We start from the raw sequence: 21,338 nt of genomic DNA on the forward strand, positions 1-21,338 counted from the left end.
GGGGGGATTGAGGGGGCGAAGGCAGCGTCTCTGACACTTCTCAGACATCCTCTGAGTATCGATCCTTAGGAGTAAAATGTGCCTGTTATGAAATCTTGATATTTACGTGGTGTGCTTAGCGCGATCGTCTGTTGTTTATAGACATAATTGAAGGACTCGTCCTGCTTTAATGTCACTCATTAAGGTGATCGTCTTCGTCAATTCAGTAAATTCCATCAGGAGCGTGCTGAAAAACTTAGGATAGAATTGTCTCATACACTACTGAACATACCTTCCGTTGACCTGCGTTGTTCCTATGAGAGCTGCCTTATAGCCCCTAACCTTTCTCCCCAAGTGTTTATGCCGTAAAAATTCACTAACACCGCTCTTACGGCTTTCGATGACTGATTTTCTCTCCGTCTGGGCAGAGCATTTGGCTATATTTCATCGTCATCAGGCAACTTAGCCTTCGCTACTGCACTGGTTCAGCCTGCATTGCTCTAAACTGTCCCATCTTGGACGATACCGTTCCAGAGTGGTTCAAAATCTGTTTTCCTGTTGCACATTCGCTATCTGAGCCATCGGCTCACCTAGACCAGAGGCGTTCTCTTTATGAGTCACGATCAACAATTTTCTCGCAGTGAACGATTGCCTGCCCCCTGCATTATTGACACTGGCACAGTGGTTAATAAACAGGACATGCTGCGGCTACTAGCGGATTTGAGCCGCGTTCGCTATGTCCATATGCAAGATGGCACGGTTGCCAGCGAAGGAGAAGGGCATGTCCTTGAGGTCTTTGCCGATCCACAACGCTCTACCTTAATTGCAAATCATGCGCTGTATCTGAATGTTCATAGTTTTGACTATCTGGAGATGGGAAAATCTCCGGAGCAAGAACCCTGGTTTGACCTCATTCAAGATGGTCGCCATCTTCGCCTGATTCCGCTTTCTAACCCCATGATTGAGCAGAATCACCATCGTCTCAATGTAGCTGCACTCGAAGCAGTGGTGGCGGAGGTGCTATCGGCGAACTGGGATGTCCAAATTGACGACGAAGAGCACTTTTCCTTTTAGCCAACGACGGCAGTATGCTAGTCAGCTAGTCCTGAGACACGATGGGTTGATCTTTGTTTAGCGGCTTCTCTTTAAGATATATTCTGCACTCTTTCTACAGCGTATTGTAGGGTGAGCATTACTCACACATGCGATGAAATAAGCAACCTGACAACGAATGGGCATTGCCCATCCTACTAAAAACGGCTGTAAGATGTGTTTTGCAATCCTTTTACAGTATTAACTCTTGACTAGCGGTTTTAAGTTTACGTGTCAGGCGCTGTGTTGCAAAACGAAAGCGCGAGCAGGTCTCTTTGCAACGCCTCATGGGCTGGTTGAAACTCCACGCTTTATGCCTGTTGGCACGTTGGCAAATGTGAAGACAGTGACTCCTGACCAGTTACAGGCGACGGGAGCACAGCTTGTACTGGCAAACACCTATCATTTGCACCTCCAGCCCGGTGAATACATTGTGGCAAAGGCGGGGGGATTGCATCGCTTTATGGCATGGAATGGGCCTATTCTGACGGATTCTGGTGGGTTTCAGGTTTTCAGCTTGAGCGAGATGCGGACGATCGAGGAGGAAGGCGTGACCTTTCGTTCACCCCGCGATGGACAAATGATTCATCTGACTCCTGAGCGCTCGATCGCCATCCAAAATGCGCTGGGGGCCGATGTGATCATGGCGTTTGATGAATGTCCGCCCTATCCAGCAAGCTACGACGATGTGAAACAGTCTACCGAACGGACTTACCGCTGGCTCAAACGTTGTATTACTGCCCATCAACGGCCTGATCAGGCACTGTTTGGGATTGTTCAGGGAGGCGTTTATCCCGATCTCCGTAGTCTCGCTGCCGATCAACTGGCGCAGCTTGATCTGCCGGGATACGCGATCGGTGGGGTGAGTGTGGGAGAGCCAGTCGAACTCATTGAGGCGATCGTGCAGGCAACTACACCCTTGCTGCCGCCAGAGAAGCCCCGTTATCTGATGGGTGTTGGCACGTATCGAGAAATGGTGCAGGCGATCGCGGCAGGGGTTGATTTGTTCGATTGCGTGATTCCAACCCGGTTGGCGCGACATGGAAACGCTTTAGTGCAGGGCGATCGCTGGAATCTACGCAATGCTAGATTTCGTGAAGACTTTACCGCTCTGGATGCTACCTGTGGGTGCTATACCTGCCAAAACTTTAGCCGTGCTTACCTCAGTCACTTGTTGCGATCGCAAGAGCTACTCGCCTATACGCTGCTTTCGATTCACAATATTACGGAACTGGTGCAGTTCACGCAGGCCATTCGGCGAGCGATTTTTAACAACAGCTTTACAGCAGAATTCGGGCACTGGCTGTCGATAAGCAGGTAGGTGCGCACGGCCGCACCTACAAGGAATGCCGGAGTTATTAAATGCTTGTTTCTTAAGTGCAGCTCTCAAGCGAGTATTCTCGATTCAATGTGCGTTCCATACCATGTTAAAATCAGGAGAAATTCTGAAGTTCTTGCTGAAGAGGTCATTTATAACATGGAAGCAGCGTTGCTCTTAGCAAAATTGCCTGAAGCTTATTCTATTTTCGATCCCCTGGTGGACGTGCTACCTGTAATCCCGGTTTTCTTTTTGCTGCTCGCTTTTGTTTGGCAGGCTGCTGTCGGTTTTAGATAAGTTTGGTTTCTGATTCTTTTGTTCACCATACAAACGACATCAAAAGGTTTTACAAGGCAGGCGTTGAGTCTGCCTTTTTTTCGCCTGCTTCAGCAACCGCTGTATGAACGAGCGCTGTAACAATCTAAAGCGTTTAGGTGAGTAGGAAAGCGTGCGGAACATCTACGATAAACATGGATGCTCTTTTGCGTTTTCCTATGAGCTATTGCCTGAATCCTTATTGCCGCGTGCCGAAGAATCCTGATCATGCCAGGTTCTGTTCGACGTGTGGCTTTAGGTTGTTATTGGGCGATCGCTACCGGGCCTTACAGGCGATCGGGCGGGGTGGGTTTGGTCGCACCTTTCTGGCAGTAGACGAATATAAACCGTCGCGCCCGACGTGTGTCATTAAGCAATTTTTCCCCCAAAACTACAGCGTTCATGACCCAGAACAGGCGCGTGAATTGTTTCGGCGTGAAGCTGTACAGCTAGAAGCGCTGGGTGAGCATCCACAGATTCCAGCGTTACTCGCACACTTTGAGCAGGAGGAGTATCAGTATCTTGTGCAGGAGTTTATTGATGGGGCGAATCTTCTGCAAGAAACGGCGAAACATGGCCCCTTCAGTGAGGAACAAGTTTGGTATTTGCTGAATGATCTGCTGCCTGTGATGACATTTATTCACAGTCATCATGTGATCCATCGAGACATCAAGCCCCAGAACATTATTCGTCGTGCGACCACGAAGCAATTTGTGCTGGTCGATTTTGGGGCTGCTAAAACGCTCAGCGCTTCTGATTTTGCCCAAACGGGAACTAGCATTGGGAGCCCAGCGTTTGTGGCACCAGAGCAAGCGATCGGTCGTGCTGTTTTTGCCAGTGACCTCTATAGCTTAGGCGTGACCTGTATCTATTTGCTGACCCAGATACCGCCAGCAGACTTATACGATACCGAGGAAGGGGGCTGGCAGTGGCAGCAGCACCTGAGCCGTCCTATGAGTTTAACGTTGGGCAATATGCTCGATAAACTGCTGCAAAGTGCTGTGAAACGACGCTATCAAACTGCTGCTGATGTCTTGCGCGATCTTAATGACCCGTCTGTGATGGAGGCGCTGCATCTCTCGGCTGATGGCTACCAGTCTCAATCGACTGTCCAGATTGGCGCGATGCGGCATCAACGATCGCCTGACCAATCAACCCATCTGCCAGCCGCACTAGAAACAATGGCTCCTGTCAGCCAACTGCAACCGCCGATCGCGCCTTCCTGGGTCTGCACACAAACCTTGACGGAACATTCAAGCTGGGTACGAGCGGTAGTGATTCATCCAGATGGTCAGAGCTTTGCTAGTGGTAGCGGTGATCGCACGATTAAGCTTTGGGATTTAGCAACGGGTACCCTACGACATACCATTGCCGCGAATGCAGGCTGGATTCGTGCGATCGCGGTCAGCCTTGATGGACAAACGCTCGCCAGTTGTAATAACGATCGACGGCTAATGCTGTGGCGTTGGGAGAACGGCGAACGTCTGCAAACGCTGGATGGTCATACGGATTGGGCACGGGCCGTATGCTTTAGCCCTGATGGGCAACTTCTTGCCAGCGGTAGCCAGGATAAAACGGTTCGGCTCTGGCATCTTCCGACCGAAACGGTGGCACGGGTGCTCACAGGTCATACCCACTGGGTAATTGCGGTTGCCTTTAGTCCCGATGGTGGAACGATCGTGAGCGGTAGCCGTGACAAAACCATGCGGATGTGGAACAGCAAAACTGGCGCGCTCATTCATGTGCTAGAAGACCATCAGGATGCCATCAATGCGATCGTCTTTAGTCCTGATAGCCGCGTACTTGTGAGCGCCAGTGACGATGGCACGATTCGTCTGTGGGATGTACCGACCGGAAAACTCAAACAGGTGCTTGCTGGACATACAGGTGCCGTGAATACGCTTGCGATCGCGCCTGACGGGACGACTCTGGCTAGCGGTAGCCAGGATATGACCATTAAGCTCTGGTCTCTAGAAACTGGAGCCTTACTACACTCCCTAACAGGGCACACAAACTGGGTTTGGTCAGTAGCAATGGGTGTAGATGCCCAAGCACCCGCCAGCAGTTCACCGAAAGCTGTCCTCATTAGTGGCAGTTGGGATGCTACGGTAAAACTTTGGCGACAACCAGACTGAGTGTTTCCGTTCTGCCTGACGAAAGCAATGGGTACGATCAAGCGATGACCTCTATCGAACGGCAGTGACTGCCCGACATACGGGGTGAATGGTGTAATCTCTTCCAGGCGCGACTTCATTGTAATAGTGCGTGGCGCTTTCGGCTGCTGCCAGCGAGCGATAGACCAAGGCATTAGACGGACTGAGCGACAAGGTCAACCATCCTCTCCAAATGCCTACAAGCCAGTCTTGTTCATTCACTTGAATGACATACATTGCTCAATCCTTCGATCGACTTCAGCTAAAACGTGCCAGCAGTGGGTTTGCCTATTCACGGCATCAACCGATGATGCGCCTGCTTTTCCGGGCACCCTTAATTTTTATGATATAGCAATAACCAAGGCGCTAGGACGGCATGCAGACTCGTCTCACCTCAATGGTGACAAGCTAGGCAACCTTCAAAACTGATAGGTGCATCAGCGCTTGGCAATGCTGGCTTGGAGAAATATTTAACTCAGAGAGTGAGCCAGGGCAACCGCCTACGGGTTAACCCGTTCAGCATAGCCAGCTTTCACCCACCCTTCTCGACCACTATCCTCTAAGCGAATACGCTGCCATTGGCGATCGGGGCTTTCCTCCAGCACTGTAATGCGTGCATTTGCCACCACGCCCCCAATGCGGGCTGCATCTCGGCTTGGACTTTCACGTAGGTTTAAGCCCTGCGACAAGGTGATACGGGCACGATAACCTGTTGTACTAGGAGTCGCTGAAGGCGTTGGGCTGGCGCTGGGGCTAGGTTTTGGTGATGGTTGGGCTGCAACAGGCTTGGCTGAAGGAACTGGCTGCGCTGTTGCTTTGGAAGGATTGTCGTTTGGGAACATTGGTTTGGGTGGGGGCGCTGTGAATTGAGCAATCACATACTGGGCCGCCAGAAAACATCCGCCTACCATTAGGGCGATCGCCAGCAGAACCCCACTCAAGACTTTTACTAAATCTGACCAACTCATCACACTTCTCTATGCATCACGCTGGCAGCATTGTAGCGTCTATCAATCGGGTTGATGCATCTGCCGCTGAATGCGGGTACTCAAGCTACTGTGCTTGGAGGCCAAGCGTGCTTTCCCAGCAGCGGCCCACTCTTGCAAAAACTGAATTTGCTCCTGGGCGGTACGTGCCAGCGGTACAGTCTGACTCGCAGCCTCTAAAATATCGTCGGTTGTAAAGTCACGATTCTGGCTAAACCCAAGATGCATGGCTTCGATCAGCGTTTGCTCAATTTCGGCACCCGAGAAATCAGGTGTCTCATAGGCCAGCCGCTCCAGATCGTACTGTTTCAAATTGTGGGGTCGTAGCCGTGACAGGTGCACCGAAAAAATTTCCTGACGCTCTTCCTGGCTGGGTAAGCCGACAAAGAAGATCTCGTCAAAACGGCCTTTGCGTAACATCTCCGCAGGCAGCGATTGAATGTTATTAGCCGTTGCGACGACAAAAACAGGCGTGGTCTTTTCGGCAAGCCAGGTGATGAAGGTGCCAAACACGCGGCTAGTGGTGCCTGCATCCCCTCGACCGTCAACGCCAGCAAACGCCTTATCGATCTCGTCAATCCATAAAATGCAGGGGGCAAGCGCTTCGGCAAGCTGGATCATCTGGCGCGTGCGGGATTCTGATTCACCGACCAGTCCAGCGAACAAACGCCCCACATCCAACCGCAGCAGCGGCAGGTGCCAGTGGTGCGCGATTGCCTTTGCCGTCAGCGATTTACCCGTGCCTTGAATGCCCACCAGCAAAAGTCCTCTGGGATGGGGCAAACCGTACTGCCGGGCCCGTTCTGAAAAGGCTCCGCCGCGCCGCAGCAACCAGTCTTTGAGATTATCCAGCCCTCCAATATCTGAAATGTTCGCCGTAGTTGGATAGAAATCTAGAATCTGGGTCTGACGAATCGTTTGGCGCTTTTCTTCTAAAACCAGGTCCACGTCTTCGGGACGGAGTTCACCATGAGTAGCGATCGCGCGTGCGAGTACGCGACGAATGCGCTCCAACGATAGCCCCTGGCAGGAGCGCACCAACTCATCCAGCACGCGGGCTTCTAAGGTTCGACCCGTTGCAGCGAGTAGACGCTCGACTTCAACTCTAATTTCGGCAGCATCCGGCAAAGGGAATTCCAGGATCGTCAGTGCTTCACTCAGCTCATCTGGAATAGTGATTTGCGAGGAGAGAATCACAATATTCTTGGGCTGTGACTTCAGCAACCGCGCCAGATTGAGGAGCTTCCGGGCGATCGCAACGTCCTCTAAAAAGCGCTGAAAATCTCGCAGGATGAAGATAGCAGCAGCCGTGACAGGTAGCTTTTCGACAAACTCTAGCGCCTGAAGCGGATTGCGTTTGCCAAAGCCTGCATCGTTTGGATTGCCCTGATAGCCATCCACAAAATCCCATAGGTAGACCGCGCGATTGCCCTGTTTAGCTGCCTGGGCGATCGCGGCTTCTAACCGCTCTTCTTCACGGGTCGGAATGTAAAGCAGCGGATACCGTGCCCGCAGCAACAACTCAAACTCATCGCTGAAGCTCATAACAGACGGATCAAAATAACGCAACCATGCCTTAATTTAGCGCTTTTGCTCAACCACGAAGCTGATCTTTAAAGGTTTCAAGAGAAGCCCAACGACGATCAATGGTAGGTGCGAGTGATTCGGCTGTCGTCAGTTCGATGCCTTTACAGGCTTGATCGCACAGTTGCCGCTGCGGGAGTTCTAAACACAACTGTTCGTAGAGCCAAGTAGTCGGGTCAAAGGTGCCTTTGGGCGGCAGCGTTTCAACGAGGTCTTCTGCACTAATGTCTCGATCAAGCAGTACCGGATCGACCTGATCGCTCGTTTCATCCAACCAGATGAGTTCGGATGGTGCGATCGACAGGCGGTAGTTGTATTGCTGCAAGCACCGATGGCAGGTGAGAGTCACAATGGTCTCTGCCTTCGCCGAAACGTCGAGGTAGCTTCCCCGATGCGTTACCTTCATTTGTCCCTGGACAGGCGTCAGAGTCTCCAATCCAGGAATTGGTTCGCTAAAGTCAATGACCTCAGTTTGTTGAGGCGCTTTCGTCAACTGTGGAATATGAATTGTATCCATAGGGGATGCTCCTCTTCTACCCATTGGCTATTTTTGAGTGAGCGGCGGTGCTGCGCCACAACCCTGTGCATAGCCTGCTTAAGTTCTTGTTAGTCGACAGGAATGAGCCTCCCGATCAAGATCGCAGGGGACGGATCACTAAACGACGATCGGGTTCCTGCCCACGACTGAACGTTTCCAGGTCTTCGTACTCTTTTAGCATTGTATGCACCTGACGACGCTCAGCAGACGAGAGGGCTTTAAGCTCAAACTCTTCACCCGCCTTTCGCACCTCAGCCGCTGCCTGTTCTGCAATGGTTTTCAGTTCTGCATAGCGACGCAGCCGATAGCCAGCTAACTCAACGGTAAATGCTTTCTGCTGATCACGATCCTGGCTCAGGTTTAGGATCGCATTGGTCAAATACTGAATCGAATCCAGCACCGACCCCCCAGTCCCTATCATGGTTTGGATCTGCTCTGGCAGCAAATCTGTATCATCGATCGTGAGCCAACAGCTTTCCTCAGCAAAGCTTGAGTTCAGTGTGGTTGTCACATCTGCGGGTAATCCAGCTAAACGCAGCAGTTCCTCCAACCATTGCTGCCCACGCTGCATCTGATTGACATCCATACACTCACCTCAAGCTTCTTGTTCTGGGTGCTCTCGATCGACCAAGGGTACAGCCTCTATGGTTTCTTCAACGGCTGCGACATGCTTTGCTTCCGCCGCTTTTGTGTGCGCTGGCTCAGCTTTGTCTTTAACGACCTCAGCCTTAACCTCGATCGGTTTCGATTCTTTGACTTTGGGTTCTTTGACTTTTGCTTTGGTTGTCCTTGTCTTCGCCTCTGGTGCTTTAGGCTTTGCTTCTGGTGCCTTAGGCTTTACTTCTGGTGCCTTTTTGGACGCCTTCACGTCTTCTTTCTTCGGTTTACCTGGCTCAAAGGGCAAAACGGCTGCTTTGCTTTCGGCTGCTTTTTCTTCTGCTTCGACAAGCTTCTGGATTTCTTCCGGCAGTGGCTCTCTCGACAGCACGAAGGTTTGCGCGGTTTGGAAGACGTTGGCGATCGTCATATACATCAATACCCCAGCAGGCAGTGGGAACCAAAAGAACATGCCCGAAAACAGCACAGGCGTGATTTTGTTGATGGTGTCTTGCTGCGGATTTGCGTTTGCGCTCTTACCCTGACCTGACAGCAACTGGTTGACATAAAGACTGAGACCAAAGAAAACGATCATGCCTACAATGTCCCAATGGATAACTCCATCGGGATCGATCGCGCCCACTCGTCCAAGCTTGTCAATAAACAGAAAGCCCTTATCTGCCGCTAAACCTGGAACGACGCCCTTAATGGTGACATCGCCGGGTTCTAAAGCTTCGATCGTGCCGTCATTGTTAAGCTTGACCCGTTCTGCTCCAGTGGCGACTTCAAACCGAGGCGCTAGCTTTGTCTCAGGATATTTTTCTAAGAGTGCCTGTAGCGATTTCCCTTCAACCGTTTGAAAGTCAACCTTTGTCTTTTCACCCACAGCCAGCTTGTTGCCACCAGAGAGAATGGCTGTTACAGGTGCATGTATTCCATCTGCAACATAAATATTTTGAGGCGGAGTTGTGAAGGCTTGCGGTTGAATTTGCTCGATCTGCTCTTTTGGCAAGATCTGAAGGTTGATGGAGTAAGGCACGTCTGAAAAGGGCGATCCACGTAGCGTGGCAAACAGTGCGAACAAAATAGGCATCTGGAACAAGAGTGGCAGGCAGCCCGCAAGCGGATTGCCAAACTCTTTCATCACCTTGCCCATTTCTTCTTGCTGCTTGGCAGGGTCATCTTTGTAGCGTTCACGAATCTCCTGCTGCCGCTTTTGCATGACAGGTTGCACAACCTTCATACGCCGCATACTGCGAATAGAGCCTGCACTCAATGGGTAGAGTGCAAACCGGATCACCAACGTCAAAGAGACAATAGCGAGTCCATAGCTTGGTACGATCCCGTAGAAAAAATCTAGGATCGGCAGCATTATATTGTTGGAAATAAACCCGATACCGAAGTCCATGCGCCGAAGTCGCCTCTTGTACGTTGTTCAATTTGAATTTAGCAGCCTAAGATCAAATCTACTTAGCTCCGTCCAGCATAGCTGTGCATAGTGGACGGTCAGCAAGTAGGGGTATCACACCAATGGGGTATTACACCAGTAGAGACGATCGCCCGAAGGTATCTTAGCTCTAACTACCTACAGCTCCGCTAGCAGATTGCGCTCTGGGAGTGAGCTTTGAGTTGATATAGTCGTAAGTGGCGCGAAAGTTGGGCAGAGAACGTAACTCCAGACGGCTACCATCTTTAAGCGTGATGACCATATCGCCCCAAAGCCCCAAACCGCGGGGAACCGTTACAACTTTGACAATCTCGGAATAAATAATGTCTGCACGATCGCGTCCCATCCAACCACCTGTGACTGAAATCCGCCGACTGGTGATGCGATAGCGCAGCCAGAGTGCTCTTACAACAGCACCCACAGTGAGCGGCAAGCAAATGACTGTAAATCCTAACAGCAAGTTCACAATCAAGTCGCCCACGTGAGGGCCACCCTCGTAATAAATATCTTCACTAATGCCCATCACATACCTCAGCGTTTATCAGCAACTGCTCTAATTCTTGCAGAAATTGTCGATAATCGCACTGCGTTGCCTCTGGATGCACAATCACAATCATATCCCACCCAGTTGGGAACCTTGGCAGCAAAAGACGTGCCGCCACCCGAAGCCACCGCTTGATGCGGTTACGGACAACAGCACGCTTACTGACCTTCTGACTGATCGAAATGCCTACCCGTGTTGGCTCCAGTGCAATTGCAACCGTGGTTGACGAGTTCAATTTGTGATGGTGCTTGGGCACTTCTGTGGCTAACCGACGTTGTATGACCAGCGTCAAATGGCGAGACCTTTGTCGTCTGCCTTTACGGTAGACCGCATTAAAGTCCTGCCTGGATTTAAGACGATTTGCCTTAGAGAGTGCCACGTCTTCTACATTAAAATGCGCCGAACCTAAGCAACAGCCAAACGAAAGCGCCCCTTGGTTCTACGTGCTTGAATGACGCGCCGACCTGTTGCAGTCCGCATGCGCGCTCGAAAGCCGGAGGTTCTCTTTCGTTTGCGGCTGGTGCCGCCTAAAGTCCGTTTTGTCATTATTCGCGTCTCCCGCAGTTCCCATTGAAAGCTCTAAAAAGCCACAGCTTTTAATCGTACCATTGCTTCGACTGGCAGCGCCACCTGAAATTTATCGTTGGTGGCCCTGCCAATTCTACGCCAACAGAAACTGCGCTTGACTAACCATTGTCGATCGAAATCACCCACGTGCCAAGGTAGCGTAGAAGCGGGGTATCGCCGGGTGAGAGCACCTGGCAATTGAAGTAGTACACGCCAGAATTGGGATTGCGCACGTTCGCAAGCTGAATTTCAACACTGTTGCCTGCGGGGATAGGCTGGGTGGGGAAAATTTCAATAAAGTTATTTTCCTTGTTCCAATTCACCTCTTGAAGTGGTACTGCCTTGTCTTTAACGATGACTTCAACATCTTTGGGGTCAAATTCACCTCTAAAGTAGTCAGGATAGGCGATCGAGAACTGAGCTACTGCCAGCTTCATCTTTTTAGCCGGAATTCTCAAGCGATAACGTTCGCCAGCCACGTTGGCTCTGCCACCAAAGTCCAGACGGTAGTTCAAATTATCTTCGCCTTTGACACCACCAAAAATAGTGAGACCTGGCAATCCCTGAGCCATACTCAATAGCGGTAGCCCTGCGACCAGTACGCCTGCGATCGCTAGCCCAGACAACGCACGTTTAACAGAAAGTTTAGGAAACATAGTCGGATTACTCAATTGGCAGAGATTTAGTGAACAGATTGCTAAGCTTCGCGCTACATAGACTCTATCAGGATAAAGTCTATCGAGGTTAATGAGTACGATCGCTCATCGTTGTACCCTAGCTTTCAGCTTTAACTTCAGGTGATAGCTAACCGAAGTGCTACTCTAGCAGCCACCATTAGTGACCGAACTAGCTGCCTATGCCGAAAGCGCCTAGCGATCCCTCAGACGGTAAGGGTTGCTAAAAGTGCCCTCGCCGGGGAAAACTCAATGAGCAGCAGGCGTGAAGAGGCAGCAGGGAAAGCAGGCTCCAATTTTCAGGTAAGGCAAGTTCCATGCAGTGTTCATGTTTGATGGGTAACTGGCGACTGTTGCAAACTCAAAACTGAAATTAATCGGGCTAACGCAAATCCCGGAGGTTTGAACCAGAATCAGGCACCACAAACAATGTTGTTGTTTAAACCTCCGAAGTTTTGGCAAAGTGCGTCCTGTGCGTTACGGGTTAGTGACAAAGTGTTGCAAAAAGAAATCGTTTGATAGAAAAATTTTGTTATTGGTAGCTGCTCAACCTATAAGCCGGAATCATAAGACAAGTTAAAGAACTGACAGCATTTTTGGTAAGCGACCTTAGGATACAGGGTCGAGACGATCGTCTTGGCGCGATCGAACGCTCTGGTTCAGCAACCTTAGCGAACGTACACTGGTGTCACCAACACCTCCGCAGGCTAAAACAAAGCAAACGCTTAAGCCTTCAGCAAGATTGCCATGTGCGTTGAGCCATGCAAAACAATCTTTGCCTGGAAAAACCCACTGTCTGAAAAGGAGCATTCATGAAGATTGGTGTTGCGAAGGAAATCGATATGGGGGAGCGCCGAGTGGCTCTGATCCCAGACACGGTGAGTCGATTGGTCAAACAGGGTTTAGAGGTTTGGGTGGAAGCAGGCGCAGGTGAAAAAGCGTTTTTTGCAGATGCGGCCTATGAAGCCGCAGGAGCAACCGTGATTGCCGACGCAGCGCATTTATGGGGTGAAGCCGATATTTTGCTAAAGGTCAGCCCACCACGGGAACGGGAAGATGGGCGGCATGAGGCGGATCTGCTGCATGAAGGCGCGACGCTGATTAGTTTTCTTGACCCGCTGGGCAACCCAGGTGGCATTAAGCGACTGGCCGATCGCAAGGTGACTGCCCTGAGCATTGAACTGATTCCACGTACCAGTCGAGCGCAAAGCATGGATGCGCTATCGTCCCAAGCGGGGGTGGCTGGCTACAAAGCGACTCTCATTGCAGCGGCAGCGTTACCTAAATTCTTCCCGATGCTGACGACTGCGGCTGGCACAATTCCCCCTGCAAAGGTATTTGTGATTGGTGCAGGGGTGGCTGGGTTGCAGGCGATCGCGACGGCGCGTCGTCTTGGGGCTGTGGTCGAAGCCTTTGACATTCGTCCTGCGGTGAAAGAAGAAGTGCAAAGCTTGGGCGCTAAGTTTGTTGAAGTGAAGCTAGAAGAAGAAACGGTGGCAGCAGGTGGCTACGCTAAAGAGGTTTCGGATGCCGCTAAGCAAAAGACCCAGGAAGCGATCGCCGAACACGTCAAACTCTCTGATATTGTGATCACCACGGCTCAAGTGCCCGGTCGCAAAGCTCCCCGACTGGTTACAGCCGACATGATCGCTCAGATGAAGCCCGGTTCTGTCGTCGTTGATATGGCAGCCGACCAGGGCGGCAACTGCGAAGGTTCAGAAGCGGGTAAAGATGTGGTTCGTCATGGCGTAACGATTATTGGGCCTACCAATCTGCCGTCCACAATGCCAGTTCATGCCAGCCAGATGTATGCCAAAAATCTTCTGACGCTGGTGCAATATCTGGTCAAAGACAATGCGCTGGCTTTGAACTTTGAGGATGACATTATCAGCGGTACGTGCGTAGCGCATGCGGGCGAGGTAAAAAATCAGCGCGTGCGCGATCTACTAGGCGAACCTGTGGCAGCTAAGTAAAAGTTTTGAGTTTTGAGTTTTGAGTTGAGCAATCAGCGGCCAGCTTTTAGCCTTTAGCCTTCTCCTGCCAACTCTCGACTCCCTATTCCCTCATCCAAGGAATTTCAAACAATGGCAGAAGGATTAATTGCCGGACTGGTTGTCTTTGTACTGGCATCATTTATTGGGTTTGAAGTCATTAACAAAATTCCGCCAACGCTGCATACACCGTTGATGTCGGGTTCTAACGCGATTTCGGGTATTGCGATCGTGGGTGCGTTGCTGGTGGCGGGCGATCGCAACTGGAGTTTGACCGTTATTCTCGGCTTGATTGCGGTGGTGTTGGCAACGATCAACGTCGTCGGTGGGTTTTTGGTGACCGATCGCATGCTGCAAATGTTTAAGAAAAAAGAGGTGAAAGCATAATGGATTTCTTACCAACGTTTTTACCCACGGGCATTCAGTTGAGCTATCTCACCGCATCTGCCCTCTTTATTATTGGCTTGAAGCAGTTGGGATCACCTGCTACTGCGAGGAAGGGCAATTTACTCGCCGCGATCGGGATGCTGATTGCGATCGTCGCGACGCTGCTCGATCGCGCTGTGCTGAACTACGAAATGGTGCTGCTTGGCATTGCCATTGGATCGGCGATCGGTGCGATTATGGCGCAACGAGTAGAAATGACCGCGATGCCGCAGATGGTTGGCTTGCTCAATGGTTTTGGGGGAGCGGCTTCAGCCCTGGTTGCTGTGGGTGAATTTTGGAAGGTCATTCACGGTACTGCTGCAATTCCTGTGGATGAAACGATCACCATCATTCTCAGCGTGTTGATTGGTGGCATTACCTTTACCGGAAGCTTGCTGGCGTTTGTGAAACTGCAAGGGCTGATCACGGGTGCGCCAATTACCTTTCCGTTGCAGCAACCGTTTAATATCACACTGTTAGCTGGCTTTTTAGCAGGCAGTGCCTATTTGGTTGTCAACCCTAAAGAAACCAGCGTTTTTCTGGCACTGGTCGGTATTTCGCTCGTGCTGGGCGTGCTGTTTGTGCTGCCGATCGGCGGTGCCGATACCCCTGTCGTCATCTCGCTGCTGAACTCGTTCTCAGGACTGGCAGCCAGTGCGGCGGGTTTTGTGCTGATGAACAATATGCTGATCATTTCGGGCGCATTGGTGGGTGCATCGGGCATCATCCTGACCGAAATTATGTGCAAGGCGATGAACCGATCGATCACGAACGTACTCTTTAGCGCGTTTGGGTCGGGCAAGAAGGTGGAAGGTGGCGCAGCAGGCAGCACTCAGGACAAGATGCTGAAAACCATCGATCCCGAAGAAGGTGCGATGATGTTGGGCTATGCCAAATCGGTGGTTATTGTGCCGGGCTATGGAATGGCAGTCGCTCAGGCGCAACACGCTGTACGTGAACTGGCAGACCAGCTAGAACGCTTGGGTGTGGATGTGAAGTATGCCATTCATCCCGTAGCCGGACGGATGCCGGGACATATGAATGTGCTGCTGGCGGAGGCAAATGTGCCCTATCCCCAGCTTTACGATATGGATGATATCAACCCAGAGTTCGATCGCACGGATGTAGCCTTGGTCATTGGCGCAAACGATGTGGTTAACCCTGCGGCTCGGAGCGATGCGGGTAGCCCGATCTACGGCATGCCGATTCTAGAAGTCGATCGCGCCCAGCACACGATCGTCATTAAGCGCGGCATGAGTAATGGGTTTGCCGGAGTCGAAAACGAACTGTTCTACAAAGACAAAACCATGATGCTGTTTGGCGGTGCAAAAGACATGGTGGCACAACTGGTTTCTTCGGTAAAGGAGCTGTAAGGCGATCGTTCAAACAACTCACTTTATTGGGGTGTAGAGAGCTTTAAGTAAGCGTTCTGCACCCCTCGTTCGTACAGATGATGGGAGAGACGCACAGTTCACGTCTGCTCGGCTAAGCGTGCTAGTGCGATCGGCAATTTAATCGTAAACCACGTTTGATTGGGCGCACTTTCAGCCTGAACACTACCGCCTAAATGTGCCACCAATTTCTGCACTAGCGCCAAGCCCAAACCCGTACCACCCCGTTTCCACGGATCGCTGCCCGGAATGCGGTAAAATTTCTCAAAAATTAAGGGCAACTCATGAGCTGGAATTTCCACACCTGAATTGCAGACACGCAGCAGGATGCAATCACCTGACTTAGCCGTACTGGCGTTTGTTTCAGGGCGATCGCACGCATGTACTTGTGCCGTCACCGTAATCTTTTCACCGGGCGGTGTGTATTTATAGGCATTGTTCAATAATTCTGCGAGGACTCGCTCTAAACAGGCAGAGTCGGAGATGAAGTCGGGAATGTCCTGCATCAGATTAACCTGCAATGTTTGCTGGCAGGCTTGTGTGCGTTCCCGAAACGGTTCGATAACGGTGGTTAGCCAGTTTTTAAGGTGAATGGTGGTGAGTTCTAACGATTTGCTGCTGGATTCCAAGCGTTGTAAATCCAATAGATCATCAATGAGATGGGCTTCTCTAGCACATTCGGCTTGCAAGATGTCTAGATAACGGCTGCGTTGAGCTTCTGTTGGAGACAGCTTAAGCAAATGAATTGCCATTTTCATGTTGGAAATTGGCGTTCGTAATTCGTGAGAGACCGTACTTAAAAAGTCATCTTTTAACTGATTGAGCTTTTCCAACTCCTTCACCTGAATTTGAGAGGCCTGATACAGTTGAGCCTGACGTTCAGCGTGCTGCCGTTCCACAATCTCTGCGTGCAGTTGGGTCTTTTGCTGCGAAAGCTGCTCGGTGAGTGTCTTCATCTCCGCCAGAGCAATGGTTTGCGCCTGTAGCAAAAACAGGAAATCTACAACTGGATCATGAATCGCAAAATCTTTCAACTTAAGGCCCAACGGGCTAAGGCTAGCAGTGTCTGTTAGCCAGGGAGAACCTAGAAAAAAGAGGAGTGCTGGCTCCTCGGCATACAGCATCTGCCCCTTGAGTTGCATGGGTTTGTGCAGTGACTGTAGCAAAAACAGCGATCGCGTTTGTTGCAGAATACTTGTAAAGTCAAGGGCAATATTCGGACGATAGATACGGAAGTGCTGCCCCAAAGTACTGTCCACCAAAGGGTGTGGGATTAGCCGCTGCAAAACCTCACCGGCCTGTAAGATTGCCAGATCTTGGTTGATCACTAGATGAAACGGAAAGGCCTGGGCAAATAAGGCTGGCGACAAGCTAAGGGGAAGGTGAGTCATGGTCAGTTTGAGGAGGGTGATAACGCACCAAAAACTCGTCATGTTCGGCTCCTGTCTGCCGACTCTGGGTTTGAGTTACAGTCACGGGTGTATCAAACCGTGTGCCTAACCCCTTCACCAGTCCTACCACCATTTCAGCCAACCCTTCGCGATTTGACCGATAGTGCAGGTTGAGTGAGTCTGCTGCTAATGCGGTACATTCAAAGGACGGCGGCTGGAGTTGCGGAAACACCACTCCCACATGTGCATGGAGATTATCCAGATTCTGTAGAAAATCAGGAAGTGTATCGCCAGCCATTTCCAAAAGCTCACCATAGCCTTCTTGGGCAGTGTATTGTACCCAATATTCGCCAAAGGCTTGCATAATGTCTGCTGCCGATAAGCCTAAAGTTTGGCTGGCGGCTTTGACCAAGCGGTGGGTCATGTCATCGGGGTAGGCTTCCATGCTAACAAAAACCTCCACTCGCACAGCGGCAGCCTGCTTAATGGTTTCCCAGGTTTCGGCTCCAAACTGGCTGCGGATCATCCCTTCGATCGCCTTATTGACCAATCCATACATAAGCACTCCTAGTGATTTCTGCAATAGCGCTAAACGTTCAATGTGCGTTAGTTATGTGAGTTGGTTGCCTAGCCTCGAATACCCGCAGCGGTTTTGGGTAGAAAGACACCTAGCGCACCGTCTGGTTTGATATACACCTTTAACTGGTCATAGCTGAAAAAGTATCTACCGGATGGTTGCAGCGCCAAAATGACGTGGGGAAAGTTGAAATCGTAGAGAAACGTAACTCCTTTGTCGTTAATTGAAAAAGCATTCAGGTTTCTGATTTGAAAGCGCTTGTTGCTGAGCTGATCTCGGATATCGGCACCACCCTGATCGCCAGTAGCGGTCGCCTGTTTCATCTCAGCTTGCATTGCCTTGTTGACTATCACCGCGATCGCCCCAAAGGATTCCTTTTTAAACACATCCGACGCTTTCAGCACCTTGCCCGTTTTCAAGCTCACCAACCGATGTTTTTCGTAGGTGCTGGGATAGGCACCCACACCGCTAATCGTAAAAGTGAGATCCAACAGCGAGTTCTGGTTGTAATTAACGGTATAGTCAATTTCGCTCAGCCACCAGGCTTCTTGAAACTCAGTCCGCAACTCGTCTAAGGATTGCCCGATGACACTCTTGAGGCCGATGGCTGTTTGCACGTTTTGCAACACCGTTTGATCGGTTAGTCCCGTCACTTGCGGATATTTGATAGTGGCTTCTTTGTAATCTGGATAGTCCTGTCCCTTTTTGCCACGGGTGAAGGTGACGGTTTTGGATTCAATCAACACACGATCGTTCACAGGTGGTTTTGGAGATAACGCAAGGCGATCGATCGCGGTGTTTGCTGTCGTTGCTACAGATAGCTCTGAAGAAGAGAGTCCATAAGCCTTGAAGGGCAGAACGCCATCCAGTAGCATCTGCCCACCAGCAAAGAGCAGCAAAATGAGAAGAGAAAATTTCATAACAATAGGGCTTTAAGCAACTAAATAAGGGCTTATACAAACCTCGGAGGTTTTAACCAGGAACCAAGCATCTTGACTACCGGAGTGGCTCAGACTTCCGAGGTTTTGGTCACAACGCGTAAGTCCTGTAGATTAAGGAGTGGTACAGAGAGTTTATCTCAGCCAGATCAACATTCGTTCAGCCTGTTGATGATTCTTTCTAACGTCTTCAGAATGACCAAGGGCTTTCAATTAATCCCCTTTCTTGTATACCCTTTCCTGGATGCCTGAAAGGGTTTACGGGCTTTAGCAGCCAACAATTCTCCCCCTACTCCGCTTCCCCAATGAGCGTAAACGCCGCCCAGTCTTTAGGGTTTGGGTATTTCTTCAGCGTCGCTAGCATGGCTTGTCGCAGTGCCTGTGCTTTGTCAGGCGTTTTTTTGAGGTTCTGGTAAAACTCGGTCATCAAGAAAGCGGTAGAGGCATCGGGAACGGCCCAAAGCGACACGATCAAGCTAGGCACACCCGCTGCGATAAACGATCGCGATAGCCCAATGACCCCATCGCCCGTTAAACGTCCCCGTCCCGTATCGCAAGCACTCAACACGACGAGTTCAGCGGTTAGCTTCAAATCCAGAATTTCGTCGGCAGTGAGTAAGCCGTTGTCTTTGCCAGAGGGAGCCAGCGCGATCGCCCCTGGAATGCCCAAGCCTTTGACATCATCTAGCAGTCCATGCGTTGCGAGGTGAATCATGCGTTCCTGTGGCATTTGCTGAACGATCACCACCTTGGTTGCTCGATCGCCCGTAATGGCCTGTGTACCAAGAAGTGGCGCGATCGCCTTTGCTTCTAACTCTGCCCCAGGCAAACTCGCCAACTGTTCCGCTGGCTCTCCATTTTGCAGAGACACTAACGGCATTGTGGGATTGCCGACAACTAGGGAGCCGGAAGTGGGGAGTGGGAAGTCGGGTGAATTTCCCTGCCCTCTCACCCCTCTCGCCTCACTCCTCACTCCTCTCTTCTCCCGTTGCTGATGCGTCAAACCCAACACCTGAATCGATGGTGCCGTCAAAATCGTGTGGCGCTCGATCAGGTACTTACCGGATGGGTCTTGCAGGGCAGCAAAGGGCACCAGAAAGAGCGATCGCTGGGGAATAAAGGTGACGCGGGCGTTGGGGTCTTTGGGCAAGGCATTGGCGATCGGCTGAATGAGCAGGGTGTAAAGCTGGGCTGCACGACGACGCGCTGCTTCTGTAGAGGGCTGCTCGGTTGGCCGAGGCTGCATGCTAATGGTTAAATCTAAACCGCGTCTTCGGATGCCAATACTGTCTCGATTGGTTGCGACCAGGTCATTCAATGTGATGCCAGTTTTCCCCAATACACTGAGGTCAACGCTGCGAAAGGTAATGGTGCCGCTAGGCGCGATCGCCCAAATTAACAATTCCGCTTCACGCGGTTGCACCTTCCCGTCTACCAGAATGTCTTTATAGGTGATGGAGTACTGCACCAGGGTTGAGTTTTGAGCTTTGGCGATTTGCTTGATTTGAGCGATCGTGGGGGGTGGGCTTTCGGCCAGCGGCGATTGTTCCGATGAGCGGCGATCGATCTCTGCCAACCGTCGCGCGAGTAGTTGCACAAAGGCCCTTGCTCGTCCTCGTTCGGCGATCTCCAGTGCGGCATCGGTTTTCTTTTGAGCCACTAACGCTCGTTGTAACAGGCGGTAGGTGCGTGCTTGTTGGTCAAAGAGCGAAATCTGGTTGCGATCGTTGTTACCCAAGGTTGTTCGTAGTGTTTCCCAGGTCTTGAGTCCTGCCAGGAGGGTGGCTTCGGCTTCAGCATACTGCCGGGTTTGAAAGAGCGTGTTGCCTAAGTTGTTTAGCACCAACCCTTCGGTCGCGGGATCTTTGATGGCACGCGCGATCGCCAACGCCTGCCGATGAGCCGCGATCGCCTGAGCAAACTGTCCTTGCTCGTCGTATTCCACCCCCAGGTTTGCCAAAATCGTGCTTTCGCCCGGTTTGTCGTTCATCTGACGAGCCAGTACGAGTGCTTGCTGGTGATAGTCGATCGCCTTTGCGTACTGCCCCATTGAGCGATACACGTTGCCCAAATTCGTGAGCGAAAGCCCAATGCCGCTTGTATCATCGGTTGCCCGCGCCGTAGTCAAACGTTTTTCGTGATACTCGATCGCTTTAGAAAAATCCTGGTTGATGTAGTAAAGATTGCCCAACTTGGTGAGAAACGCAGCCTCAACCGCTGGATTTTGGATGGCTTTGGCGATCGTCAACCCCTTAAACGCAACTTCGATCGCTTTGGAATAATCGCCCAAATCGTAGTAAATGCTACTCAAGTTGCCCAGTGACTGTGCCTCGCCCAACCGATCCTGAATCTCCCGCGCGATCGTCAGCCGTTGCTCCAGGTAAGCGATCGCCTGCCCATAGTTACCCAGCGCGTAGAAATTATTGCCCAAATTGTTGAGTGCGGCAGCTTCACCTAGGCGATCAGTGAGGCTGCGTGCGATCGTCAACTGCTGTTGCGCATAGGTCGTCGCTTTTGCGTAGTCACTCAGGCTGTAATAAACCACACCCAAGCTACCAAGACTGTTGGCCTCTAGCTGTCGGTCTTTAATCTCACGGGCGATCGCAATCGTTTGGTCGTAGGCGGCGATCGCGCCGGGGTAATCCCCTCGATTGTAGGCAAGCTGAGCCAAATTGCCGATCGTCTGCCCTTCTCCCTGACGGTCTTTGCTCTCCCGGTAGAGGACTAACGCTTGCTGATAATAGGTAGCTGCTTTGGCTCCATCCCCTAAATTGATGGGTAGTGCTAAAGAGGTAAGGATGCATTGTAGTGGTGAATGAAAAACCAGATC

Annotated in this window: 21 protein-coding genes; 7 read left to right on the forward strand and 14 right to left on the reverse strand. The window is 51.1% G+C overall.

What is annotated here, in order from left to right:
• Positions 1-591 precede the first annotated feature (591 nt).
• The 4 genes from AC5JLP_RS30495 (at position 592) to AC5JLP_RS30510 (ending at position 4,839) form a co-directional block, all read left to right on the forward strand.
• Positions 592-1,053 (forward strand): hypothetical protein, encoded by a 462-nt coding sequence (locus AC5JLP_RS30495; RefSeq protein WP_496071620.1) that lies wholly within the window; start codon positions 592-594, stop codon positions 1,051-1,053.
• 226 nt (positions 1,054-1,279) lie between these two features.
• Positions 1,280-2,392: a tRNA guanosine(34) transglycosylase Tgt gene (tgt, locus tag AC5JLP_RS30500; protein ID WP_496071621.1), complete on the forward strand. Its 1,113-nt coding sequence runs from the start codon at positions 1,280-1,282 to the stop codon at positions 2,390-2,392.
• A 156-nt stretch (positions 2,393-2,548) separates the two neighbouring features.
• Positions 2,549-2,686 carry a photosystem II reaction center protein K gene (locus AC5JLP_RS30505; protein WP_226592548.1) on the forward strand — a complete coding sequence of 46 codons (138 nt, stop codon included), beginning with the start codon at positions 2,549-2,551 and terminating at the stop codon, positions 2,684-2,686.
• A 197-nt stretch (positions 2,687-2,883) separates the two neighbouring features.
• On the forward strand, positions 2,884-4,839 hold the full coding sequence (locus AC5JLP_RS30510; protein ID WP_496071622.1) for a protein kinase domain-containing protein: 1,956 nt from the start codon (positions 2,884-2,886) through the stop codon (positions 4,837-4,839).
• A gap of 51 nt (positions 4,840-4,890) precedes the next feature.
• Here AC5JLP_RS30510 and AC5JLP_RS30515 read toward each other — a convergent pair whose 3' ends face one another.
• The 10 genes from AC5JLP_RS30515 to AC5JLP_RS30560 all read right to left on the reverse strand — a co-directional run bounded on the left by AC5JLP_RS30515 (position 4,891) and on the right by AC5JLP_RS30560 (position 11,776).
• Positions 4,891-5,094 carry a hypothetical protein gene (locus tag AC5JLP_RS30515; RefSeq protein WP_496071623.1) on the reverse strand — a complete coding sequence of 68 codons (204 nt, stop codon included), beginning with the start codon at positions 5,092-5,094 and terminating at the stop codon, positions 4,891-4,893.
• Between the two features lie 263 nt (positions 5,095-5,357).
• The gene (locus tag AC5JLP_RS30520; protein WP_496071624.1) at positions 5,358-5,825 is read right to left on the reverse strand and encodes an SH3 domain-containing protein; all 468 of its coding nucleotides are present in this window, start codon (positions 5,823-5,825) and stop codon (positions 5,358-5,360) included.
• Between the two features lie 42 nt (positions 5,826-5,867).
• Positions 5,868-7,388: an AAA family ATPase gene (locus AC5JLP_RS30525; RefSeq protein WP_496071625.1), complete on the reverse strand. Its 1,521-nt coding sequence runs from the start codon at positions 7,386-7,388 to the stop codon at positions 5,868-5,870.
• A 49-nt stretch (positions 7,389-7,437) separates the two neighbouring features.
• Positions 7,438-7,944 carry a YceD family protein gene (locus AC5JLP_RS30530; RefSeq protein ID WP_496071626.1) on the reverse strand — a complete coding sequence of 169 codons (507 nt, stop codon included), beginning with the start codon at positions 7,942-7,944 and terminating at the stop codon, positions 7,438-7,440.
• Positions 7,945-8,059: 115 nt separating this feature from the next.
• Positions 8,060-8,551 carry a Jag family protein gene (locus AC5JLP_RS30535; RefSeq protein ID WP_496071627.1) on the reverse strand — a complete coding sequence of 164 codons (492 nt, stop codon included), beginning with the start codon at positions 8,549-8,551 and terminating at the stop codon, positions 8,060-8,062.
• Between the two features lie 9 nt (positions 8,552-8,560).
• Positions 8,561-9,970: a membrane protein insertase YidC gene (gene yidC, locus AC5JLP_RS30540; protein WP_496071628.1), complete on the reverse strand. Its 1,410-nt coding sequence runs from the start codon at positions 9,968-9,970 to the stop codon at positions 8,561-8,563.
• Positions 9,971-10,139: 169 nt separating this feature from the next.
• A complete protein-coding gene (locus AC5JLP_RS30545) occupies positions 10,140-10,532 on the reverse strand; it encodes a PH domain-containing protein (RefSeq protein ID WP_496071629.1) in 393 nt (130 codons plus the stop codon).
• Entirely contained in the window at positions 10,522-10,932 is a 411-nt protein-coding gene (rnpA, locus tag AC5JLP_RS30550) for a ribonuclease P protein component (protein WP_496071630.1), read from the reverse strand. Before rnpA ends, AC5JLP_RS30545 begins: the two co-directional genes overlap by 11 nt.
• Before the next feature lie 26 nt (positions 10,933-10,958).
• Positions 10,959-11,099, reverse strand: a complete 141-nt coding sequence (gene rpmH / locus AC5JLP_RS30555) for a 50S ribosomal protein L34 (protein ID WP_106258305.1) — start codon at positions 11,097-11,099, stop codon at positions 10,959-10,961.
• A gap of 140 nt (positions 11,100-11,239) precedes the next feature.
• The gene (locus AC5JLP_RS30560; RefSeq protein WP_496071631.1) at positions 11,240-11,776 is read right to left on the reverse strand and encodes a DUF2808 domain-containing protein; all 537 of its coding nucleotides are present in this window, start codon (positions 11,774-11,776) and stop codon (positions 11,240-11,242) included.
• An 830-nt stretch (positions 11,777-12,606) separates the two neighbouring features.
• On the opposite strand from AC5JLP_RS30560, the gene AC5JLP_RS30565 reads away from it, so the two are divergent.
• The 3 genes from AC5JLP_RS30565 (at position 12,607) to AC5JLP_RS30575 (ending at position 15,584) form a co-directional block, all read left to right on the forward strand.
• On the forward strand, positions 12,607-13,767 hold the full coding sequence (locus AC5JLP_RS30565; protein ID WP_496071632.1) for a Re/Si-specific NAD(P)(+) transhydrogenase subunit alpha: 1,161 nt from the start codon (positions 12,607-12,609) through the stop codon (positions 13,765-13,767).
• A gap of 111 nt (positions 13,768-13,878) precedes the next feature.
• Entirely contained in the window at positions 13,879-14,172 is a 294-nt protein-coding gene (locus AC5JLP_RS30570; RefSeq protein ID WP_496071633.1) for an NAD(P) transhydrogenase subunit alpha part 2, read from the forward strand.
• Complete coding sequence (locus AC5JLP_RS30575; protein WP_496071634.1) at positions 14,172-15,584, forward strand: NAD(P)(+) transhydrogenase (Re/Si-specific) subunit beta; 1,413 nt, start codon at positions 14,172-14,174, stop codon at positions 15,582-15,584. The genes AC5JLP_RS30570 and AC5JLP_RS30575 overlap by 1 nt, the downstream gene beginning before the upstream one ends.
• A 98-nt stretch (positions 15,585-15,682) precedes the next feature.
• On the opposite strand, the gene AC5JLP_RS30580 is transcribed toward AC5JLP_RS30575, so the two are convergent.
• The 4 genes from AC5JLP_RS30580 to AC5JLP_RS30595 all read right to left on the reverse strand — a co-directional run.
• Positions 15,683-16,993: an ATP-binding protein gene (locus AC5JLP_RS30580; protein WP_496071635.1), complete on the reverse strand. Its 1,311-nt coding sequence runs from the start codon at positions 16,991-16,993 to the stop codon at positions 15,683-15,685.
• Positions 16,974-17,552: a heme NO-binding domain-containing protein gene (locus AC5JLP_RS30585; protein ID WP_496071636.1), complete on the reverse strand. Its 579-nt coding sequence runs from the start codon at positions 17,550-17,552 to the stop codon at positions 16,974-16,976. Before AC5JLP_RS30585 ends, AC5JLP_RS30580 begins: the two co-directional genes overlap by 20 nt.
• A gap of 68 nt (positions 17,553-17,620) precedes the next feature.
• On the reverse strand, positions 17,621-18,490 hold the full coding sequence (locus AC5JLP_RS30590) for a polysaccharide deacetylase family protein (RefSeq protein WP_496071637.1): 870 nt from the start codon (positions 18,488-18,490) through the stop codon (positions 17,621-17,623).
• 307 nt (positions 18,491-18,797) lie between these two features.
• Positions 18,798-21,338, reverse strand: a 2,541-nt coding sequence (locus AC5JLP_RS30595) for a CHAT domain-containing protein (RefSeq protein ID WP_496071638.1), incomplete at its 5' end; no start/stop codon positions are given.

Source organism: Stenomitos rutilans (genome assembly GCF_059505485.1).